At 63.1% G+C, this 21,939-nt stretch carries 14 protein-coding genes, 2 pseudogenes and 1 riboswitch; of the genes and pseudogenes, 5 read left to right on the top strand and 11 right to left on the bottom strand.

Going from position 1 to position 21,939, the window contains the following annotated elements; translation table 11 throughout:
* The first annotated feature begins 6 nt into the window (after positions 1-6).
* The 3 genes from IVA92_RS22845 to IVA92_RS22855 all read left to right on the top strand — a co-directional run bounded on the left by IVA92_RS22845 (position 7) and on the right by IVA92_RS22855 (position 2,180).
* A complete protein-coding gene (locus IVA92_RS22845) occupies positions 7-480 on the top strand; it encodes an isoprenylcysteine carboxylmethyltransferase family protein (protein WP_247277357.1) in 474 nt (157 codons plus the stop codon).
* A gap of 145 nt (positions 481-625) precedes the next feature.
* A complete protein-coding gene (locus tag IVA92_RS22850; RefSeq protein ID WP_247277358.1) occupies positions 626-1,084 on the top strand; it encodes a nuclear transport factor 2 family protein in 459 nt (152 codons plus the stop codon).
* 862 nt (positions 1,085-1,946) lie between these two features.
* Complete coding sequence (locus IVA92_RS22855; RefSeq protein WP_247277359.1) at positions 1,947-2,180, top strand: hypothetical protein; 234 nt, start codon at positions 1,947-1,949, stop codon at positions 2,178-2,180.
* 2 nt (positions 2,181-2,182) lie between these two features.
* On the opposite strand, the gene IVA92_RS22860 is transcribed toward IVA92_RS22855, so the two are convergent.
* The 9 genes and pseudogenes from IVA92_RS22860 to IVA92_RS22900 form a co-directional block, all read right to left on the bottom strand.
* A complete protein-coding gene (locus IVA92_RS22860) occupies positions 2,183-2,947 on the bottom strand; it encodes a hypothetical protein (RefSeq protein WP_247277360.1) in 765 nt (254 codons plus the stop codon).
* Between the two features lie 741 nt (positions 2,948-3,688).
* Complete coding sequence (locus IVA92_RS22865) at positions 3,689-4,942, bottom strand: Fic/DOC family N-terminal domain-containing protein (RefSeq protein WP_247277361.1); 1,254 nt, start codon at positions 4,940-4,942, stop codon at positions 3,689-3,691.
* Positions 4,943-5,882: 940 nt separating this feature from the next.
* Positions 5,883-8,054 carry a heavy metal translocating P-type ATPase gene (locus IVA92_RS22870; RefSeq protein WP_247277362.1) on the bottom strand — a complete coding sequence of 724 codons (2,172 nt, stop codon included), beginning with the start codon at positions 8,052-8,054 and terminating at the stop codon, positions 5,883-5,885.
* A complete protein-coding gene (locus IVA92_RS22875) occupies positions 8,054-9,133 on the bottom strand; it encodes an OpgC domain-containing protein (protein WP_247277363.1) in 1,080 nt (359 codons plus the stop codon). Before IVA92_RS22875 ends, IVA92_RS22870 begins: the two co-directional genes overlap by 1 nt.
* Before the next feature lie 86 nt (positions 9,134-9,219).
* Positions 9,220-12,382 (bottom strand): annotated as a pseudogene (locus IVA92_RS22880) (CusA/CzcA family heavy metal efflux RND transporter); the annotation flags it as partial.
* A complete protein-coding gene (ihpB, locus tag IVA92_RS22885) occupies positions 12,375-13,373 on the bottom strand; it encodes a divalent metal ion exporter adaptor subunit IhpB (protein ID WP_247277364.1) in 999 nt (332 codons plus the stop codon). The gene ihpB and the pseudogene IVA92_RS22880, both read right to left, overlap by 8 nt.
* Positions 13,370-14,630: pseudogene (gene ihpA, locus IVA92_RS22890) on the bottom strand (divalent metal ion exporter subunit IhpA). Before ihpA ends, ihpB begins: the two are co-directional and overlap by 4 nt.
* A gap of 53 nt (positions 14,631-14,683) precedes the next feature.
* Positions 14,684-15,040, bottom strand: coding sequence for a hypothetical protein (locus IVA92_RS22895; RefSeq protein ID WP_247277365.1), 357 nt, complete (start codon positions 15,038-15,040; stop codon positions 14,684-14,686).
* Between the two features lie 623 nt (positions 15,041-15,663).
* The gene (locus IVA92_RS22900; RefSeq protein WP_247277366.1) at positions 15,664-15,873 is read right to left on the bottom strand and encodes a GDCCVxC domain-containing (seleno)protein; all 210 of its coding nucleotides are present in this window, start codon (positions 15,871-15,873) and stop codon (positions 15,664-15,666) included.
* 347 nt (positions 15,874-16,220) lie between these two features.
* A riboswitch (cobalamin riboswitch) is annotated at positions 16,221-16,416 on the top strand.
* Between the two features lie 107 nt (positions 16,417-16,523).
* On the opposite strand from IVA92_RS22900, the gene IVA92_RS22905 reads away from it, so the two are divergent.
* A complete protein-coding gene (locus IVA92_RS22905) occupies positions 16,524-18,800 on the top strand; it encodes a TonB-dependent siderophore receptor (RefSeq protein WP_247277367.1) in 2,277 nt (758 codons plus the stop codon).
* Positions 18,801-18,802: 2 nt separating this feature from the next.
* Complete coding sequence (locus IVA92_RS22910; RefSeq protein ID WP_247277743.1) at positions 18,803-20,332, top strand: PepSY domain-containing protein; 1,530 nt, start codon at positions 18,803-18,805, stop codon at positions 20,330-20,332.
* A gap of 374 nt (positions 20,333-20,706) precedes the next feature.
* Here the strand turns inward: IVA92_RS22910 and IVA92_RS22915 are convergent, their stop codons facing one another.
* Both IVA92_RS22915 and IVA92_RS22920 read right to left on the bottom strand, forming a co-directional pair.
* Positions 20,707-21,318, bottom strand: a complete 612-nt coding sequence (locus tag IVA92_RS22915; RefSeq protein WP_247277368.1) for a class I SAM-dependent methyltransferase — start codon at positions 21,316-21,318, stop codon at positions 20,707-20,709.
* Positions 21,319-21,414: 96 nt separating this feature from the next.
* Entirely contained in the window at positions 21,415-21,933 is a 519-nt protein-coding gene (locus tag IVA92_RS22920; protein ID WP_247277369.1) for a cytochrome c family protein, read from the bottom strand.
* Between the last annotated feature and the right edge of the window lie 6 nt (positions 21,934-21,939).

The raw sequence follows: 21,939 nt of genomic DNA on the forward strand, positions 1-21,939 counted from the left end.
ATGAGCATGGCCGTCGAACCGGACAGCGCGGGTGTGCGCTTCCCTCCGCCCTTCGTCTATCTGGGAGCGCTGCTGTTGGGGCTGGCGGCGGAGCGGTTCGTCACGCTGCGCTCTTTCGGCATCGACTGGCGGTTGCTGGCCGCGGTGGGCGCGCTGCTGTTCTTTGCCGGCGCGGCGATGATGCTTGCGGCAGCGGGGCTGTTCCGGCGGCTGGGCACCAACGTTCCGCCGTCGCAGCCAACGACCCTGATCGCAACGACCGGCCCTTATCGGTGGACCCGCAATCCCATGTATCTCGGCATGGCGCTCGTCTATGCCGGCCTTGCGATCGGCTTCGACGGGCCGATCGCCTTCGCCTTGCTCCCGTTGGTGCTGATCGCGATCCAGACGCAGGTGATCGCGCGCGAGGAGCGCTATCTCGAAGCGAAGTTCGGCGACGACTACCGCGGCTACAAGGCCGAGGTTCGCCGCTGGCTCTGACTGTTGCGCCGCTGCCGTCTGCGTAGCCGCGCCGTCAGCCAGCTTTCCCAACAGATCGCCGTCGTTACCCGGAGCAGCTTTCAGTATTTGGAAAGTATCCATCCGTCTTGCAGAGTCGTCGGCTATCCAACAACAGGGTGCATCAATGGTCTACAGTCTAATTGTCAAAAAAGAGATCCGCAGGAGCTTCGATCATGTCAACAACCAGCGTTGGGATGAGGCTGCAAAGGGCCTAACACCAAACGCGTATCACTGGGTTGCCGGAGATCATGCGTTGGGGGGTGAGCGACATGGAAAGCAATCGGTGAAGCAGTGGTTCGAGCGCATGGGCCGTGTGTTCCCGAAGCTCCACATAGATATTGAGCAGGTCGAAGTGACGGGTTGGCCATGGAATACCACAGTGTTCGTCAAGTGGCGGGCCAACGCGAGGCTACTTGACGGCCAAAGCTCGTATGTGAACAGGGGCGTCCACGTCTTCAAGTTGCGATGGGGCAAGGTTTATTCGATTGAGGAATACTTCGACTCGCAGGCTGCAGAACGAAGCCTCGCTATCCAAGCTCGTGCCGGTTTGGATGAAGCGGCGGCTGGACCAATCGTGAGCTAACGCCAGAGGGTACGGTTATGGGCCTCGGGAGCATCGGAATGATCACATACTCGATCGAATTCACCGCAGACTTCGAAATGACCGGTACTCACGCTCATCCGCCTGTGTTGACCACGCGTATCCGGCCAAATCTCGTTGTGGCTGACAACTACTGCCTCTGCTTCATCACGGAGACTACTCCTTCAGAGGGGGGGCAATATGGGGGGCGCGGATCGTTCAAAGCCATGGGGGTGTGCACGGCAGATGTTGCGGACCGGTTTGCACCTGCGGCAAATTCGAGTTGCGGGACGGACCACACGTCTTCGCCAACGGCATCTTTCGCGCCATCGATTCCCGCGAGCAAAATTCGCCAGGCTCGGCTGATTGATCCACCAACATTCAGCGCGTTAAGCCGCGGCCGAATTCGTCGCCGGCGATTTACGCTGTCGAGCTTCGTCCCTGGGGCAGAACTACCACCTGATTTGAAGCCGCAGCGGATGCCGGCGAACCTGCGCGCAGGCCGTTCAAAATCGGCCTGCCCAGTGAAAAATCCGCTCCAAATCCTGCAGTGTTTATAGGCACTTCCATGATCGAGTCGTTCTCAAAGCGAAAAACGAGGGTACCGAGTCGTTCTTAAAGTCAAAATCGAGTCGTTATCAAAATGAGAGGCTCAGGAGACTCAAGCACTTAGCCGAGTCGTTTTCAAAGTGTCCCCACATTTCGGTGTCGGTCAACTTTAAGAACGACTCGCTCGGGCTATAAGAGCGATTCGATTCCGGGCTTTAAGAACGACTCGATTTGTAAATCGATGCCAGATCAGGGGACGGCGGCCGGGCTCGAAGGCGAACATTAACGCCGCAAAAATTTCGCCGTGAACAGGATAATGCGTTTTGCGCTGATCGCAAGCGGCCAGCAGCCGCTGGCTGTCGTGGTGCTGGTGCTGCTGCTGATGCCGCCGGTGATCATGCCGGGGCGGATGATGATCGACATGTCCATCATCATGCTGGTCGTGGTGGTCCCGCGGATGATCGGCGCCGGCGCCGATGAGGTCGGCGATGATCGCGTGCATCTTGCTGGGGCGATGATCGCCGGCCCGCCGTCGTGTACCGATTGTTAGCCCTAGCCCTCGTCCAAGCTTCCCAAGAACTGGTCTAGTGCCCGGTCGTCCGTCTCGGCTTGCGCGCGTTGGACGTCGCGGTCCAATTGGTAGACCAAGTCAGCCAGATCCCCGTCATTCAGCGAGGGGACGAGATCGAACGCCTCGCCTTCGATCACCAGAAGCGGGACGCCTTCATCATCGTAGTGCCTCAGCGCTTCCGCGGTCTGCTTCGGCAGCCACCCTTCGTAGTCCGAAAGCGGGACACGGAAAGAGCCATCATATTTCCGGAGCGTCAGGCGCCTGCTCATCAAGCGCTGGTACTCTCGGTCTCGTTGAGCTCGAGACCGGGCCTGACGGGCTCTTTCGTAGATGGCGCGCTTGACCTCGCGAAGCGCGTCCAGTTCGGCCGCCGCCGCGTTGCTGGCGAACGCGAGTTCTCCATCCGCGGTCCTGGCCAGAAAACCCCGCTTCTCCGAAAGGCGTCCCTTGTAGCCTTTCTTGATGGCGCAAGCCTGCCAGACGTCGACGGCAGTACGCGACGACAAACCGCGGAGAACCTGCGACGACACCTTCTTCAGACCCAGCGGATGGTAGGCCAGAACGGAATGCAGCCCGGCGTCGTGGACGTCGGTCGACCAGTTTCGATGGACCCGCAGAACGCTTCGGTTGAACATCACGCAAGCGTCTTGATGGTCGTCGACGATCTGCACTACCCATTGCGGGGCTCGGGCCGGCATCACCTGCCTCACTAGCGCCGCAAGCCGTTCGTCCGCCAGCACCGGCATCGGAAATCCTCCTCGTTCCTTGCCGATTTGCTCTCGGCTTGCCTACCAGAACTTTAAGGCGGAACGCCGCCGGCGATCCCGACGGGACGCTGTTCGATTCTTCCTCAACGAATCCTTCGAAATTTGTCGAAGCCGCCGTTTTCGAAGGCAACGCATTCTTTCCGATGAAGCGAAGCCGTCGTCGCCTGTCCTCGCGACCTTTCAAATCGTAACGATCAGTGGCGGCCCTCGTTCATCTGCGCTGACCGATCATCGAAGCACACGCGGATCTTCTCCCGCGCACGAAGAAACTCAGCGAGGGCGATGCGCCTGTTGGGCGCGTCGAGAAAGGAAGTGCGACGTGTCCTCCGTACGATCGGGCGCTTGCAGGCGGAACCTGCCTTATTGGGACTGCGATGTAGTCGTCTCCGGGAGCGATGATCCGTCCACCCCGGACACTCTCAGTTGCATCGACGCCAATACCGGCACGTTCGTCGGCATCGCACGGATAGCAGATCATCGAGAGGATCGTCCGATCACGGACGAGGAGGTCGCGCGCATGATCGGGGGAACGTACCGGTTGGCGTCGATCGCTGTGGACCTGGAAATGGACCTGCTCACCTGGCGGACGCGACGCGTGTCAGACAAGCTGAGACTTCGCCGTCGGCTATGGCGTCGGCGGTACCGCCCCCGGACCTGGAGAGATGAGGTGGAGGACCCAGGGGACGCTCGCTCGCGGTCGCTTCAGTACGGCCCCCGCATTTAACGAGAGATCACGGGCCCCTTCGGGCCAAGCGAGACCTCGTCGAGATCGGCCTCGTCCGCATCGACCTCGGCGAGGATGGGCTCTTCGCCGAACGGACGGTTGATGATGGCGAGAGCTTCGGGAGCGGCGTAGATCCGGTTTCGCGCGTATCCGGTCCTCTCCTGCAGAATGCCGGCTTCCTGTAATTGCGCGATGGCCTGATTTACTTGCGCGGGCGACACATCGAGCAGTTGTCCGAGGCGCTTCGCCGTCACAACCGGGTAGTTGTGAAGTTCGTCCAGGGCGCGGATGGCAGCAGATCCCTTTCGGAATTTTCGGCGCTCCCTCCAGCGCCCCGACAAATCCGACAGTGCCGTCCGGGTGCGGATGAGCTCTTCGACGGTACCTGTGACAGCGTCGGCCATGAAGGTGATGATCGGCTCCCAGTCGAGCCGCTGTTGAGCGTCCTTGAGAGAAGCGTAGTACGTGCCCTTCTTGCTTTCGATGTAAGGCGAAAGGTACAAAGGCACGTGCTTCTCTGCCGCCATCATGAGCGGAAGCAGAAGGCGACCGACGCGTCCATTGCCATCGCGGAGCGGGTGTACCGCCTCGAAATGGGTGTGCGCGATCGCCATGCGCGTGATGAACCCTTGCGTCATCTGCTGCATGCCTTCGTTCCGCAGGTAGTCGACCGTCTGGGCAAGGCAGTCGGGCACGTCATCGGGGGGCGGAGGATTCAGGCTGGAATATGCGATGTCTTTGTTTCCGCCGATCCACACGACGCGCGTACGGAGATCGCCGGGAACGTCCTGATAGTCGGGGTCGTCCTTCATCACGGCGCGATGGAGGTCCTTGATCAGGTCCATGGTGAAGACGCTATAGCCGGCCTTGGCGGCTCTAGGGATGAATCCGTCCAAGGCAACGGCGTAGTTGCGGACTTGACGCGCTTCGTCCCGGGCGCCGTCGTCGCCCGTCTCTTCGACGGAAAGCAGTTCGTCGAGAGTGCTCTGGGTACCTTCGATCGAGGAGGAACTGACTGCCTCTCGTCTGGTCAGGACCCGGCTGACGATGTAGGGGTCCTTCATCTGGGCGGCGATGGCGTCGACCTTGCCGAAGGCGGCTTGGGCGGCTTCCAAAGCTTTCATCGCCCCGCCGACGAACACGCCGTCCTCCGGGGGTGCCGGCGGGACGATCCCGTAATGAGAATCGTAGGGCGGCGGAAGCCGCTTCAGGGTCTCGCGGATCGTATGGCTGAGATCGCTGCGCTTCATAGGAACCCACAATATGACGTCATTTTCCTGTTTATATTTTGGGTTTCGGCAAAAAGCCATAACAGGGTGAGATCGCGGGGCAGCTTATTTTGGCTTTTTGGGTCTCACGCCTCCGTTCTTTAAGTTCCCATTACCCAAGCCATGACCCTCAAATGGGTACTCGGGAAACGGGAATTAGGCCGCCAAACCGCGCCAACCGCGGTCCGTTTGAGGAGATTCGTGAGAAGATTCTCGCCGCCTCCACCCGTTCAGGCGGCTGGGTCGGTGCGGCTATGGTCGCCGCTTCGTCGGCAAAAACGGGCTGCTGGCCATCTTTGCGGCACATAGCACTCGACGGCATGGTTCGGGCATCCGGAGCGCCCCCAAACTGGCGGATTGACGATCCGAGCAGCCGGGACGCTTGGATACCACCTGGAATCGACGCCGACGAGTGATGGGGCGCTTACCGCCCGGTTTTCCGTGCTCTCGATGCAGCGAAGCGCCGGCCGTTCCAAGCGAACGACCTGACACCCGCGGCATCGACGACCTCGATGCCCGCCGTCCCGCCCTCCTTCGTCAATTTCATGTCACGTGCGTAGACGCTGAAGACGAGCCACTGGCGTCTGCCGTCGTCTGCGAAGACCTCGTGGAGGCAGCCGCTCGGGCGGCACACCAGAGACGGCCTGGCGCAGGCGAAGTCTTCGAACTGCTGTGCCGTAAAGCGCAGTCCCGACGCTTCGATGAATACCGAGAAATAGTGTGACGCGGCCGCGCATTGCCGCAGGCCTCGGCGTGCCCCGCGACATGGCGGCGGATATCCTTGGGCAGTCCCTCGATGTGTTCGGCTGCCCAGGGTCTTTCGCTGGCCATGCTGCCGCGGGCGTTGGCTTAGCCGATCATCGTCGCCGAGAGCAACAGAGCGAGGATAGAGTTCGCAAAGGTGGCAGCCGGCGCTTTCATGCTACCCTCCCGACGGCCTGAGCAGACGCAGCGCGTTCAGGGTCACCAGCACGGTCGCGCCGGTATCGGCGAGGATGGCAGGCCAGAGACCGGTGATCCCGAACACCGTGGTGACGAGGAAGACCGCCTTCAATCCCAGCGCGATGCTGATGTTCTGCCGGATGTTGCTCATGGTCCGCTTGGACAAATCGACCATGGCCGCGATGTCCGACACGCGACCGTGCAGCACCGCGGCGTCCGCCGTCTCCAGCGCCACGTCCGTGCCTCCGCCCATGGCGATGCCGACGTCGGCGGCGGCGAGCGCCGGCGCGTCGTTGATGCCGTCGCCGACCTTCGCCACCACGGATCCCTGCTGCTGGAGCCGGCCGACGATACGCTGCTTGTCCTCGGGTAGAAGCTCGGCCTCGACTTCGATGCCGAGCTGTCTGCCGATTGCGACGGCCGTCCGCCGGTTGTCGCCCGTCAACATCATCCTCCGGATGCCCGCCTCCGATAGCAGCTTCAGACCCTTTTCGGCGTCAGGACGGGGCTCGTCGCGCATGGCGATCGCACCGGCGATCTTCTCGCCGATGACGAGCAAGGAGACGGTCTTACCCTCGTCGTTCAGCACCGCGATCCGCGCCTGCTGCGCTTCCGTGAGGGCCGCCAATTCCGCAGCCGCCTTCGGTGAGCCGAGGAAAACCTCCATTCCTTCCACGATCGCGCGCACGCCCTTGCCGCCGATAGCCGATGCGCTGGAGGCCGGCGGGATCCGCATCTTCTCCTCCGCCGCTTTCGACAGGATCGCGGTCGCAAGCGGATGGCTCGATCCGGATTCGAGCGCTGCGGCCATCCGCAGAACGTCCTCCTCGCTGCGGGCAAAGCCGACGATGTCCGTCACCTGCGGCTTGCCCGCGGTGAGCGTGCCTGTCTTGTCGAAGCAGGCGACGGTGATCCGGCCGATCTGCTCGAGAACCGCGCCGCCCTTGAGCAGAAGCCCCCGGCGTGCGCCGGCGGACAGGCTGGCGGCGATGGCCGCGGGCGTGGAGATGACGAGTGCACAGGGACATCCGATCAGGAGGACGGCCAGCCCCTTGTAGATCCAGCCGACCCAGTCACCGCCGAACAGAAGCGGAGGTGCGACGGCGACCAGGGCCGCGACCACGACCACCCCGGGGGTGTAGTACCGTGAGAACCGGTCGATGAAGCGCTCGGTTGGCGCCTTGGACTCCTGCGCCTCCTCGACCAGGCGCACCACGCGCGCGATGGTGTTGTCGGCCGCCGCGGCGGTCACCCGCACCCGCAGCAGGCCGTCGCCGTTGACCGTGCCGGCGAACACGCTCCCGTCCGCGCCCTTCCGGACGGGCGTGCTCTCGCCGGTGACCGGCGCTTCGTCGACCGTGCTCTCGCCGGAAAGGACGACACCGTCGGCAGGGACGCGGTCACCGGGCCTGACCTGGATCGTCGCTCCGACTTGAAGGCTGTCGGCGGGCACGTCCCGGACCCGACCGTCCTGCTCGAGGCGAGCCGTCTTCGGAACGAGTGCCGTCAGGCCTTGAATGCTGGCGCGGGCGCGGCCTGCGGCAACACCTTCCAGGAGCTCTCCGATCAGAAATAGAAAGACGACGGTCGCGGCCTCCTCGGTCGCCCCGATGATCACCGCGCCGACGGCAGCGATCGACATCAGCATTTCGATCGAGAACGGCGTGCCGGCTCGCGTAGCGGCAATCGCGCGGCGGGCGGCAGGAACGAGGCCGACCAGCATCGCAACCAGAACAGCCCAGTGCGCGGTGGCGGGTACGGCCTTGCCCAACGCGAATGCCGCAGCGAGAGCGATGCCGGATCCGATCGCGAGCATTCCCTTTCGGGTACGCCACCAGGCGGTGGCATCGTCGTCACTCGAACGGGTCTCCTGAGCGGTTTTTCTTCCTTCGCCCGCGAAACCGTCGCTCTCGGCGCTGGCCACCCGATAACCAAGACTGGAAATCCGATTCCCGATGTCGTCGCGATCGAGGCCGTCGTGTCCCACAGTGACGGTGCCACCGGGGACGGAAACGGACACGTCGGTGACGCCGGGCATCCGAATCAGAGCGTTCTCGATCTTGGTTGCGCAGCTTGCGCAATCCATGCCCTCCACCCGCAGGCGCGTGGTCTCCACCGACACGACTCCCAGATCCGTTTCTCTGTTGATCATCACGCTGTCCTTAAGGGTCGAGAGCTAGAGGACGATCTGACGTCCTTGATCCAGGTTCGGTAGCTTGCGACTGCCGTCATCGTGCAGATGCCGCCCAAAGCCACGAGCATCTGGAAGGCGATCGATCCGCAGACCAGCTCGATCAGGAAGTGCCCGATGAAGGACAGAAAGATGCCGATGCAGAACACCTCGAGAGAACGCTCGCCGCAGATCGACGCCGGTCGCAACAGCGGCGATGTCAGCCATGAGGCGTCGCGCGGTACGAACCTCGCTACGATCAGGGCGAGCGCGAGAAAATGCAGGATCCGATAAGGAGCCAGATTGGTCTTGTCGTTCGGGACGAAGACATCGACGAGCGCCTCCGGCATCGCGTCCGCGAAACCGAGACGAGCCGCCAGCGTGACGACTAGCCCGAGGAGCAGAAAAAGCGCTGCCGACAACGCGGCGGCCCGAGATCCGATTAGGTGGCCTATCGTCTCGGTCCGATCGAGCGCAACCCAAGCGCCGATCACGAAGAGAAACTGCCAGGCGAACGGATTGAAGTACCAGAACCCCTCCGGGTAGCTGGGAAGATTCCAGCCGAAGGCGCGGGCGGCCGCGTAGATCGCGAAGGATGTCGCGAGCGCCAGGTTGCGCGAGCGGACGAGCAGCCACAGGACCGGCGGAAATGTCGCCATCAAGGCGATGTAGAGCGGCAGGACGTCCATGTTGAGCGGCTTGAATTCCAGCAGCAGCCCGTGCTTCAGGAATTCGATCGGATCGGCGATCAGGCGACGGATGTTGAACTCGTCCAGAAGGTGCGCGTGGCCGTGGCGCTGGGCGACGTAGCCGATGCTCGCGACGTAGAAGACGAACAGCAGGATGTGCGCGACGTAGATCTGCCAGGCGCGCGCCATGATGCCGACGGCCGCGACGAGGAAGCCCCTTGTCGCCATCGTCCGCGAATAGACGTACGTGACCGTGTAGCCGGACACGAAGACGAACAGATCCGCCGCGTCGCTGAATCCGTAGTTCTTCATCGTGACCCAGGCGACCACGTTGCTGGGAATGTGGTCGAGGAAGATCGCCCAGTTCGCCAACCCGCGGAAGAGGTCGAGCCGGATATCCCGGCGCGCCGGATTCGCCGCCCTTTCCGTCGTGCCGTCTCCTCTGCTACCGGTGCCGGCGCGGAGTCCTTCCGGAACAGCACGTAGAGGGCCGGCAGCACCAGCAGCGTCAGGATCGTAGAGGAGATGATCCCGCCGATGACGACGGTCGCCAGCGGCCTCTGCACCTCGGCGCCGGCGCCCGTCGCGATGGCCATCGGAACGAAGCCGAGCGAGGCAACGAGCGCGGTCATCAGCACGGGTCGCAACCTGGTCACGGCGCCTTCATGGACGGCCTCGAGCACCGGTTTTCCTTCGTGTCGGAGCCGCTCGATGAAGGCGATGATGACCAGGCCGTTGAGGACGGCGACGCCCGACAACGCGATGAAGCCGACGCCAGCGCTGATCGACAACGGGATACCCCGCAGCAGCAGCGCCAGGACGCCGCCGGTGAGCGCCAGCGGCACGCCGCTGAACACCAGAAGCGCATCGGCCAGCGATCCCAGACTCATGAACAGCAGCAGCAAGACCAGCAGCAGCGCCACAGGAACCACGATCGTGAGCCGTTTGGTCGCCGAGACCAGTTGCTCGAACTGGCCGCCCCAGCCGATCCAGTATCCGGCCGGGAGCTTGACCTTCTGCGACACCGTGTCCTGCGCCTCGGACACGAACGAGCCGAGATCGCGCTCGCGGACGCTTGCGGTCACGACGATGCGGCGCTTGCCGTTCTCGCGGCTGATCTGGTTCGGGCCGGGCGCGGAATCGACGGTTGCGACCGACGACAGCGGCACGTAGCGCGGCTGTGCGCCCGCCGCCGCAGACAAAGCGGTCTTCGTGAGGGCCGGCGTGCCGGCCTCTTCCGCCGGCAGGGGTATCGGGATCGCCCGGATCGCCTCGATATTGCCGCGCAGCCGCTCCGGAAGACGCACGACGATGTCGAACCGGCGGTCGCCTTCGAACAGCTTGCCGACGCCCTTTCCGCCGACGGCGATTTCCACGATGTTCTGGACGTCGCCGACGCTGAGGCCGTAGCGAGACAGTGCGCGCCGGTCGAGCTTGACGGTGAGGATGGGCAGACCGGCGACCTGCTCGGTCTTCACGTCGGTCGCCCCGCGGATGCCCTGGATCACCGATTGCACTTGCTTGGCGGCGCCCTGCAGCACGTCGAGATCGTCGCCGAATATCTTCACGCCCACGTCGCTGCGGACGCCCGAGATCAGCTCGTTCACCCGCAATTGAATCGGCTGCGAGACCTCATAATTGCTGCCCGGGATGTCGTTGGCCGCCTTCTCGATGTCTTCGACCAGCTCCGGCTTCGTTTTCTCGGGGTCCGGCCACTCGCTGCGCGGCTTAAGCATGACGTAGCCATCGGAGATCGACGGGGGCATCGGATGGGTGGCGACTTCGGCCGTGCCCGTTCGCGCGAAGAACTCCTTGACCTCGGGCAGTTGCTGGATTCGCCTCTCCAATGCCATCTGCAGGTCGAGCGCCTGCGTCAGGCTCGTTCCGGGAATCCGGATCGCGGCAAGAGCGACATCGCCCTCATCGAGGCTCGGAATGAACTCGCCGCCCATGCGGGTCGCCGCGAAGACGCTCGCCCCCACCACCACGACCGCCGCGAACGCGACGACGCCGCGGAATGCGATCGCCCGGTTAAGGAGCGGCAGGTAGACGCGCTTGGCGGCGCGCATGAAGAGGTTCTCCTTCTCCGACACCTTGCCCGTGACCACGATGGCGACCGCGGCGGGGACGAAAGTGATCGAAAACAGGGCTGCGGCGGCGAGCGCCATCAGCACGGTCAGCGCCATCGGCGTGAACATCTTGCCCTCGACTCCGGTCAGCGTCAGGACCGGCAGGTAGACGACCGCGATGATCAGCGTTCCGAACAGGCTGGGCTTGATGACCTCGACCGAACCGTGACGGATCGTCTCCAGCCGCTCCCTCAGGTTCAGCAGGCCGCCCTTCTGATGCTGCGCTTCGGCAAGCAGGCGCAGGCAGTTCTCGACGATGATGACCGCGCCGTCCACGATGGTGCCGAAATCGATGGCCCCTAAGCTCATCAGGTTCGCACTGACCCTCGTCTCGACCATGCCGGTGACGGTCATCGCCATCAACAGCGGGATGAGGCAGGCTGTCACCAGCGCCGCGCGAAAATTGCCCAGGATCAGGAACAGCACGATGATGACGAGGATCGCGCCCTCGACGAGGTTTGTTTCGACCGTCTTGATCGTCGCCTCGACCAGATGCGTCCGATCGTACACCGCTCGCGCAACCACGCCCTCCGGAAGAGACTTGGCGATGTCTCCCAGCTTGGTGGCCACCCGTTGAGCCACCGCCCGGCTGTTCTCGCCGATCAGCAGCATGGCGGTGCCGAGCACCGTCTCCTGGCCGTTGAGGGTCGCGGCGCCTGTGCGGAGGTCCTTGCCTTCGGTGACTTGCGCCACGTCCTTGACCCGGACCGGCACGCCGACGCGCGAGCCGATGACGATGTCCTCGATCTCCGCGATATTGGCGACCTGCCCCGGAGTCCGGACCAGGTATTGCTCGCCGTTCTTCTCGATGTAGCCGGCGCCGGCATTGGCGTTGTTGGCGGCCAGCGCGGTCATCACGTCGCGGAAGCCGAGCTTGTAAGCCATGAGCTTGCCGGGATCCGGCAGCACGTGGAACTGGCGCTCGAACCCTCCGATGGTGTTGACCTCGATGAGGCCCGGAACGTTGCGGAGCTGCGGCTTGATCCCAGTCCTGGATCGTGCGCAGGTCGCTTGGGGTGAATTCCTTGCCGCCCGGCGCCTTGGCGCCGTGTTTCGCCTCGACCGTATAGAGGTAGATTTCGCCGAGGCCGGTGGCGATCGGCCCCATCGCGACTTCGACGCCGGCGGGAAGCTGGTCCTTGACCTGTTGGATGCGCTCGTTGACGAGCTGGCGGGCGAAGTAGATGTCGGTCCCGTCCCGAGAGACGACCGTGACCTGGCTCAGGCCGTAGCGCGACAGGGACCGGGTGTATTCGAGCTTGGGCAGGCCACTCATCGCCGTCTCCACCAGGAACGTGATGCGCTGCTCGGTTTCCAGCGGCGAATAGCCGGGCGCCTGCGTGTTGATCTGGACCTGCACGTTCGTGATGTCAGGCACGGCGTCGATCGGCAGCCGCGTGAAGTTCCAACCACCGAAGGTCAGAAGCCCGAGCACGAAGAGGATCACCAGCCAGCGCTGGCGGATGGAGAACTCGATGAGGCGCTCAATCATGCTCTGCCTCTCCCTTGCCCATCTCGGCCTTCACGACGAATGAGTTTTCGGCGACATACTTCTCGCCCGGCGCTATGCCTGCACGGACTTCCACGAACTTCTGGTCGGAATCCCCGAGCTCGACGGGGCGTGCTTCGAGCTTGTCGTCGTCTTCGCGCACGAACACGACCGTCTTGTTCTCGAAGGTTTGGATCGCGCCCGCGTGCACCGCGACCGGCACCTTCCGCTCGGCAAGGACCAAACGAGCGGTCACGAACAGGCCCGGCCGCAGCCGTCCGTCGCGGTTCGGCAAGATCACCCGCGCGATGGCCGTCTGCGTTTCGCTTGCCCCGACGGGCGCGAGATAGGAGATCTTACCCTTGATCTCGCTTGCGGCGTCGTCGGGATCGATCAGCACCTCGTCGCCGATCCGGACGCGCCTGAGATCCTGACGATAGATGGAAAGATCGACCCAGATCGTTGACAGGTCCGCCACGACGAAGGCCGGCTTCTGCTCGGACACGTATTCGCCGAGCGAAATCTGCCGGTCGATCACGGTGCTGGCCATCGGCGCCTTGAGATCGTACACGGTGAGGCTTTGGTTGCTTTCGATCGAGGCGAGCAGGTCGTCCTTGGCGACCACGTCCCCGATGCGCCTCTTGATGCCGCGCGCGATGCCGGGGAAGCGCGGAGTGACCTGGACCACGGTCTCCTGGTTGGCGCGTAGCACGCCGTTGAACGACAGGGTCTCCGTCAGGGTGGCCGGGCCGGCTTCGGCGAACGTCGCGCCGGCAGCCGCAAGCTTGACGTCGCTGATCACGATGCGGTCGGCGCCGTGCTCGTCCTTCTCCACGTGCTCGTTGCCGCCCTTGGCCTCTTTGGCTCCGCTGCCTTCATGCTTTTCGACGTGCTGCGTCGCGGCGGGAGCATCGGCCGGCATGAGCCAGCGATAACCGAACGCGCCGGCGGCGGCCGCGACCACGGCCATGACGATTGCGCTGGAAGTTCTCATCGTGCGCTCTCCCGCGCCAGGACGAAGGGATTGCCGACGAGCCCTTCGATCGTCGCAACCGCGACATGGTAGTTCTGCAACGCCTCCTGCTCGCGCACGCGCGCTTGCGTGACGTTGGCCTGGGCATCCAACACTTCGAGCAGAGAAAAGCGTCCGGCGCCGTAGCCCTGCTCGATCTCATTGGCGGCTGCTTGGGCCTTGGGAATACCGGACTCGCGCAGAACCGCGAGCTCCCGCAGCGAGCCCTGCACGGTATCGTAGGCCCGCCCCGCGACGACGAGGAGGGTGTTGCGGTTCGCCTCACGCTCGGCTCGCGTTTTGGCCAGGCTTTCCTGGGCCGACAGGATATTGCCCTGGTTCTGATCGAACACCGGGATCGGCACCGACAGGGTCAGCCGGACGGCGTCGTCGTTGGTTTCGTTGAAATGCCGCCAGCCGGCGGCGAGACGGACGTCCGGGTAAGGCTTCAGCCGCGCCAGAAGAAGTTCGGCATTGCGCTGGGCGTAGACTGCATTCCACCTCACCAATTGCGGGTTCGCGTCGATGGCCGCGATCACTGCCTGGAACGACGGCGCCCGAGCGGTAGCATCCAGACGTCCGGAGACGCTGGCGAACTTCGGTGAGGTCTCCCCTATGACCACCCTAACTCGCGACGGGCGCTGGACAGGCTGGCTTTGGTGCGCTCGCGATCGGCCTTCACCAGGGCGGCGGCGACTTCGTCTCGGCAGGCGACGACGCGCCGGCGTCCACCCTGCGCTGGAGCAAGGGCGTCAGACGCTCGAGCGCGGCGACCTGCTCGTCCAGGATCTGGATGCGCCGCTGCAGCCCGAGCACGTTCAGGAACGCGATCGCCGTCTCGGCAAGGATCTGCAGGCGCACCGCCTTGCGTTCGATCGTGGCTCCTTCCACACCTGCCTGCCCGGCGGCGATGCGGGCCTCGCGCTTCCCGAAGAGCTCGAAGAGCTGGCTGATCTGCAGCGTCGTCTCGGCCGACTTGGTGCCGCGGTAGATACCGGATCCGAAAGAATTGTCCTGTTCGTAGGACAGTTCCGGATTGAGCAGTGCCCCCGCCTGGATGCGCTGGCCGGCGGCGATCCCGACGTCGCGCTCGGCGGCCGTCAGACGCGGACTGGTCGCGAGCGCGCGCTGCAGCGCCGCTCCAAGGTTGAGGGTCTGCGAATGCGACACCGCGCCCAACCAGGGACTGACCAGCAACGCCGTCGCGCACGCGAAACGCGTGACGCACTTTGGAAACATGGTGAAAACCTGACGAAAGACGGATCTAGGGCGCGATGCGCCCAGCGGTCATTTCAGGTCAGGAATTTCGGGGGCGGTGGGTCGATTCCGGGCGGCAGACCGCGCCGAACGACCTGCAGCGTGGGTACCATCTCTATCGGGCGCATCACGGCTACCGCTGCAATCACTGGGGCCGGAACGGAGACGGAGAAGCAGCCGTGACAGTGATGGTCGGCCAAAACGCCCTTGTCGGAATGGCCGATGCCCTTGTCGGCGAAGGAGACGACAACATTGGGCGACGAATTTGTGACATCCAGATCGCACACGCCGTGAAGCACGCCGGCGATCAGGTAGGTCGCGATCACAAATATGGTCATCGCACCGCGCAGCGAGCGCGGCAGGATACGGCCAAATCTGAAGGAAAGGGTCACTCGGGGTTCCGATCGATCGGGCGATGACCAGTACCATGCACTAGGCCGGGGTGTCGATCCGCAACAGTGTTAACATCCTTATGATCCGGGAACCGGGGGCTCAAGTCACGGGAGGGAACGCTTGACGGAATAGGCGGCAGCTCTGAGCTCCAGCTGCCTCGCGCACGGCAAGGGTGCCAAATAGTCCGAGAGGCTCGCGCGAAGTGTGGATCGATGCTGCATGCTCCCTCCTGTCGTGTATCGTGTCTGCTTGATGAAGTCGGCGATGCGGTCGGCCACGTCTTCCGCGGAAGAAATGATGTTGACCCGGCCGCCGCTCGAATCGACGGCGGTCCACTCAGGTCGATCCAGCGCCCGATCGTTCTACGTCGACAATGGAAAGCAGTTGCCGCTTTGGAAGGACTTGCCTCATTTCACGTACTGGCTGATCCCGATAGCTGTCGGGGTACCGTTCATCGTTCGTTCACTTCTATGGGCCCCGTTAGCGCGAGCTCGCGGCGGAATTCCCACGTGATTAGGGCAAGAGCGACGGCGCAGCAATTGAGGTCCGGACCCCAACGCCGATCGCGTTATTCTCGCGCGAAAGCCCGTGCACTCATCGGCACACGCAGGAAATCGGCAAACTACCCGCAGCAAGCTCCCTTGCCATTCTCTTGGATCGGTGGGCAAGGCACGGTGCCATAGGAGCAGAACACGCAGCAATTGCCCGATTTAGGCTTCAGCCGGGTGCCGCATCCGCGGCAATCGTAAAAGAATTGGCAAGCGTCGGTCGGCATCGTCTCAATGGATCGATGGCCGCATGACGGGCAAATGAGAGTGGATTCGACGTGCATGCCCTCTAACGTAGCATCGCGCGAGCCAGTTTCCAACGATCATCGCCTGGTTGATCCCGGAGGGCACCTTAACGGCAACGATACGAAGGATACGTGCGGAGCTTTGAACGGCATTGGAGTTGTCACCGACGTCGAACGTAGTGTGCGTCGTGATCGCGACCTCGTCGGCCTGTGCGCAAGCAGTAGACCTCACCACGCTCACCGCTGCAACCAATTCATAAGGGATCGATGCGTGATCTGACATGCCATCTCCCGCGGTGTCGAATCCTCGACTTGGCCTGATGATCGGCGCCACGCGCTGACTTCTGCCGCAGCGAAACATCCAATTGACAGCCGTTTGCAAATAAAACTAGGGTGACAACGACGGTTCTCCTTCGGGAGATCAATAGGGAATACGGTGCGGGGATCCCCCAACGCCGTGGCTGCCCCCGCAACTGTAAGCGGTGAGCCTTCGCCAAACGCCACTGGGCCTGCGGACCTGGGAAGGCGGCGAGAGGTAACGACCCGCGAGCCAGGAGACCTGCCGTCGGTCGTGGTCACACGCGAGCACATTGGGCGGGGTGTCCTGGTGGGTGTTGGGGCTGCCTTCTTCTTGAGGCAGCGGCCAAGCTGCGTTCGCGGTGACGTGCCACGTTATCGCGAGTCTGTTGATGACCTCCCGTACAATCTTCGCGCCGCGGTATCGCCGCGCGATTCTGCGCTCAGCTGCATTCTCCTGCCTGGTTTTGTCGACCGACGGCTGGGCACAGTCCGAAAGGACGGTCCAGACGCTCGACCCCGTTGTGGTGCAGTCGCCGGCAACGTCGCCGAGGGCCCAAAGCACCCGACGCAGTTCTGCGACCGCCAGCGCCGCGCGTTTGCGCCAGCAGCGCAACATAGCTGTCAATACCGGTACACAGGTTGCCGCGCCGGCTGGTCCTGTCTTCGCCGCACCGACGCTCAACCTCACCGGCGCGAGCACGGCCGGCAGCCGGCTCGGCCTGACGCGACTGCAGACGCCAGCCAGCGTGGAGGTGATCTCCGCTGAAACCATCGCCGAACGCGGCCAGCAGAACATCGTCGACGCGGTGACGCAAAACGCCACCGGCTTCACGGCGAGCCCGGCACCGGGCAATGGCGGCGTCTCGTTCAATACCCGCGGCTTCACGGGCCTTGGCTCCGTCATGACGCTGTATGACGGCACCCAGCTCTATATCGGCGCCGGGACGGTGGCCTTTCCGTTCGACACCTGGTCGACCGAGCGCATCGAGGTGCTGCGCGGCCCTGCGTCGGTGATGTACGGCGCGGGCGCGGTCGGCGGCGCCATCAACGTGGTTTCAAAACTGCCATTGTGGGTCCCTCGCAATCAGGCCGAGATGTCGCTGGACAGCAACATGACCCGGCGAATTGCGGTGGACAGTGGCGGTCCGGTCAGCAAGGACGTCGCCTATCGGATCACCGCCTCCGGCAACATGTCGGATGGCTGGGTCGATCGCGACGACACCTCGAACGTCGCGCTTCATGCCGTGATCCAGATCAAGCAGAACGACGACGTCACCTGGACACTGTCCACGGACTACGGTGACCGCAACCCGTCGCGCTACTTCGGCACGCCGCTGATCAACGGCAGGCTCGATGAATCTCTCCGCTTCAAGAATTACAACGTCAGCGACAGCCACATCCGCTACCAGGATAGCTGGAACCAGGTGAAAACTGAATGGCAGGTGGCCGATGGAATTTCGGTTCAGAACACGCTTTACTATCTGAACTCCAAGGGACATTGGAAGGACGTCGAAAGCTACGCCTATAACCCCGCCACCGGCCTGATCAACCGCAGCAGCTATATCGAGATTTTTCACGATCAGCAGCAGGTCGGCAATCGCATGGATGCGAAATTCCGCGGACATGTCCTTGGCATGGCCAATGAGTTCGTCGCAGGTTTCGACGTCAACAGCATCAATTTTACCCACACCAACAATTCACCTTACGGCGGCTCGTCGTCCGTCAACCCATTCAGTTTCGCTCCAGGCGTATTCAACAGCCCGAACCCCACAGTTCCCGGCTATGGCAGCGTAACCAACCAGTACGCGCTGTTTGCCGAGAACAGGCTGTCGGTCACCGAGCAACTGTCCTTGATTGCCGGCATACGTCAGGATGAACCGACAATCGCGCGCACCGACTATGTCTCGCCCGCCAACAGCTTCGAGAAATCGTTCTCTTCGACGACCTGGCGCGCCGGCGCCGTCTATGCACCGGTCAAGGATCTCGCTTTCTATGCCCAATATGCCACCGCGGCCGACCCGGTCGGAGGGCTCGTCTCACTGTCCTCCGCAAACAAGAACTTCGACCTGGCGACCGGCAAGCAGGTCGAAATCGGTGTCAAGCAATCGTTCTGGGGCGGCCGCGGCGAATGGACCCTGGCCGGCTATGAGATCGTGAAGAACAACCTGCTGGCACGCGATCCCAACATTCCGTCGCTGACCGTCCAGGTCGGCCAGCAGTCATCGCGCGGCGTCGAAGCGTCAGTCGGTTTCCTGCTCGATCATTGCTTGCGCATAGATGCCAATACCGCCTTCCTGCGCGCGAAATACGATGACTTCGTGCAGGCGGTGGGCGGCGGAAGCGTGAACTATGCCGGCAACGTACCGGTCAATGTGCCGCAGAACGTCTCCAATATCTGGGCGACCTGGGCCTTCGCACCGAACTGGTCGGCCAACGCAGGCGTGCAGATCGTCGGCAAGACCTATGCCGACAACGCCAACACGGTGACGCGCCCGGCCTACAACATTGTCAATGCCGGCGTGCAGTGGAAGCCCGACCTCAACACCACCGTGTCGTTCCGCATCTACAATCTCTTCGACGAGATCTACACGACGTCGGGCGGCACTACTCAGTGGCTGCTCGGCATGCCACGCACGGCGCAGCTCGCGGTCAACGTGAAGTTCTGAGCGTGTCACGGACCCTCAAACGCACACTCCGGCGGTGGCTGTACATCGGCCACCGCTGGGTCGGTATCGTCACCTGCCTGTTCTTCGCCATGTGGTTCATCTCCGGCGTGGTGATGATGTACGTGGCTTTTCCCGGCCTTTCCGACAAGGAAAGGCTGGCAGCGCTCCCTGATGTCCAATGGGAGAAGGTGGCGCTGTCGCCGGACGACGTGATGAAAGCCGCAGGCGCGACGCGCTATCCGCGCGACCTCCGGCTTTCGATGCTGGCCGACGAGCCGGTGTATCGGATCACCGGCTGGGACGGCAAGCGACAGGCGATCTCTGCAGCCGATGGCCGGATCATCACCGGCGTCTCCGAACAGCAGGCGCTCGCGGTCGCACAACATCATCCCGCGAGCAGATCACCGCAACTCGAAGACATCATCGATCGCGACCAATGGAGCGTAACGGCCCGTTACGATCCGCTGCGGCCGCTTTACCTCATTGCGCTCGGCGACGATGCGGGTACCAGGCTCTATGTCTCCTCGCGCTCCGGCGAGATCGCGCTCGACACCAACCACACCGAACGGGTCTGGAACTGCCTCGGCTCGATCCCGCACTGGATCTATCCGACCGTGCTGCGCAAAGATGGGCCGCTGTGGCGGCTGGTCGTGCTCTGGATCTCCGGTATCTGCCTGATCATCGGCGTCACCGGCATCTGGATCGGGATCCTTCGCGTACGCCTGAAGCGGCGCTATGCCAGCGGCAGGATCACGCCTTATCGTGGCTGGATGGCCTGGCACCACGTCACCGGCCTGATCGCGGGTATCTTCGTGCTGACCTGGACGTTCTCCGGTTGGCTTTCGCTCAATCCCGGCGAATATTTCGCAAGCCGCAACATGACGCGCGAGGTGCTGCAACGCTATGCTGGCCATGATACGCCGACGATTGCGACGAAGCTGCCAACACCGCAATCCGCCGCCGTCGAAGTGCGCTTTGTCTGGCTTAATGGCAGCCCGATGATGATCGCCGCATCGCGTGATGGCACGCAAAGACCGCTGGATGTGACGTCGGGCCAATTCGCAACGCTTCCGCAGGATCGCCTCTGGACTGCCGCAACAAAATTGCTGCCGCAAGCGCGCGTCGTGGAACGGTCAATCCTGAGGGAATACGATGCCTATTGGTATGCCCATCATCAGGACCGCGAATTGCCGGTGCTGCGCGCCGTGTTTGATGATGACGCGAAAACATGGTTTCACATCAGCCCCGTCACGGGCGACATCGTTGGCCGCGTGGACAGCGGCCGTCGCACATATCGATGGCTGTTCAACGCGCTGCACAGTTTCGATTTTCGGTTACTGCTGATGTATCCCCCGGCCTGGGACATTGTGGTGTGGCTGCTCTCGATCCTTGGGACCATCGTCTCGGTGAGCGGTGTCGTTGTCGGCTGGCGCTATCTGAGGTACTTTCGTGTCGTCGAAGCGCCCGGCCGCTGCTGCCGCCGGTGGTTCCGCAGAGGTCAAGTGCTACGCCTGGAACGGCGCGGGCGATAGCCCCTCGGGTGGCTGAGCTTGCAACGTGCTACGGACTGGACCTGCGACCAGAGCCTCGTAGTGTGCACCGGCGGCAGGGCCGAGGCGGATCTGGTCCGCAAATGCGCTCTCCTTGTACGGTAATAAGTCGCTTGCCCTGGGCGATGTGCCGAGATGGACCGAATAATGGAGGCCGACCGGCTGACGTAGCCGACGCCAAGATGTTGCTCGCAAACTTCTGTGCCACTGAAAGCCAACACACTCAGCACCGAGACCGCATTTTGGCGAGAGATAGAAAATTAACCGGGCTCCGCTTCTCCGATCAAGCTGCCACAGAGGTCTTCCTTGCTGCTCCGGCGGCCACTCCTTCGGCGTGATCAGAACTTGCCGCTCTGTCAGCCTGGCCGCGCACTGCCTTCGTACATGAAGGTCATCGGCTTCGGTCCCGCTATGTAGCCGGTCTCGATCCGGTCGATCCGGAATCCCGCATCCTCGATCATGGAGCGGATCGGGCGGTTGAGGTGACAGCCGCCGCTGATGTGCCGCCATGGCGGCGTCAAACGGTCCTGCCACCAACGCACGCTTAGACTAGGCGCCAGGCCATGCTCGGCGAACAGGAGCTTGCCGCCGGGGCGGAGCACCCGGCGCATCTCGGCAAGCGCTACGGCAGCCTGCGGAACGCTGCACAAGGTCCAGGTGGTCACGATGCTGTCGACGGTGCCATCGTCGAGCGGAATGGCTTCGGCGGAAGCTTCGACGAATTGCACGCGCAGGTCCGCATGCACGGCTCCCCGAGCCATGGCGACCAGCTTCGGAGAAGGCTCGAGCGCCAGTATTTCCTTCGCCGGCGAACGATAGAACGGCAAGTTGCGGCCCGAGCCGACGCCGATTTCCAGCACGCGGCCCTCGGCGGCGCCGATCACGCGTTCGCGAAAAGGCAGAAGCTGCTTGTTGCTCATCGCGAGATCGAGAAGGCTCGGCAGCACGAAGTCCTTGTAGAAGCCCATCGAACGCTCCCGAAGCTTGTAACCGCGGTTTCGGAGACGGTTGGAGTGTGCACCACCAACGAGCCCAAACCGAGCCGATCGGAATGCCGGCAAGGCTCAGCACCGCGGCTCGATCATCTTGCTGATCTCCTCGGGCCCCGCGAAAATCACATCGACGCGATCGCCCATCATTCCGGCCGGCACGATGGCCGGAGCCCCGCTCTCCGGACCGTCCTTGCTGGAATCCGTCTTGATCCGGAGATTGCGTTCCCAAAACGCCCGCGTCTTGCCGTCGGCCGTAGTCACACGATAGGTGTCCCGGCAGTGCGTGATGCTAGTCACGTGCTGCGGGGGATCCAGATTCTTCAGATTCGGAACGCGCCCACCTCCCATCATTCCGCCCATCATGCCACCCATTCCTTGCGCCGATTGCCGCGGCGCTGCACCTGGCTTGGTTGCTTCCTTCGGGAAGGCGAGCAGATCGGCGCGCGTGCGAGCATCCTTGATGCCCTCGAACGGCATGGCGTTGTCCGGCACCATGCGTTCCGGATCGGTCAACCAGGCATCCAGCGAGCGGTCATCCCAAATGATCCCCGAAGCTTTCAGCGCGTCGGAGTAGCGGTCGAAACTCGGCAAGCTTCC

The sequence above is a fragment of the Bradyrhizobium sp. 154 genome, from assembly GCF_023073875.1.
In the GTDB taxonomy this organism is placed as follows: Bacteria; Pseudomonadota; Alphaproteobacteria; order Rhizobiales; family Xanthobacteraceae; genus Bradyrhizobium.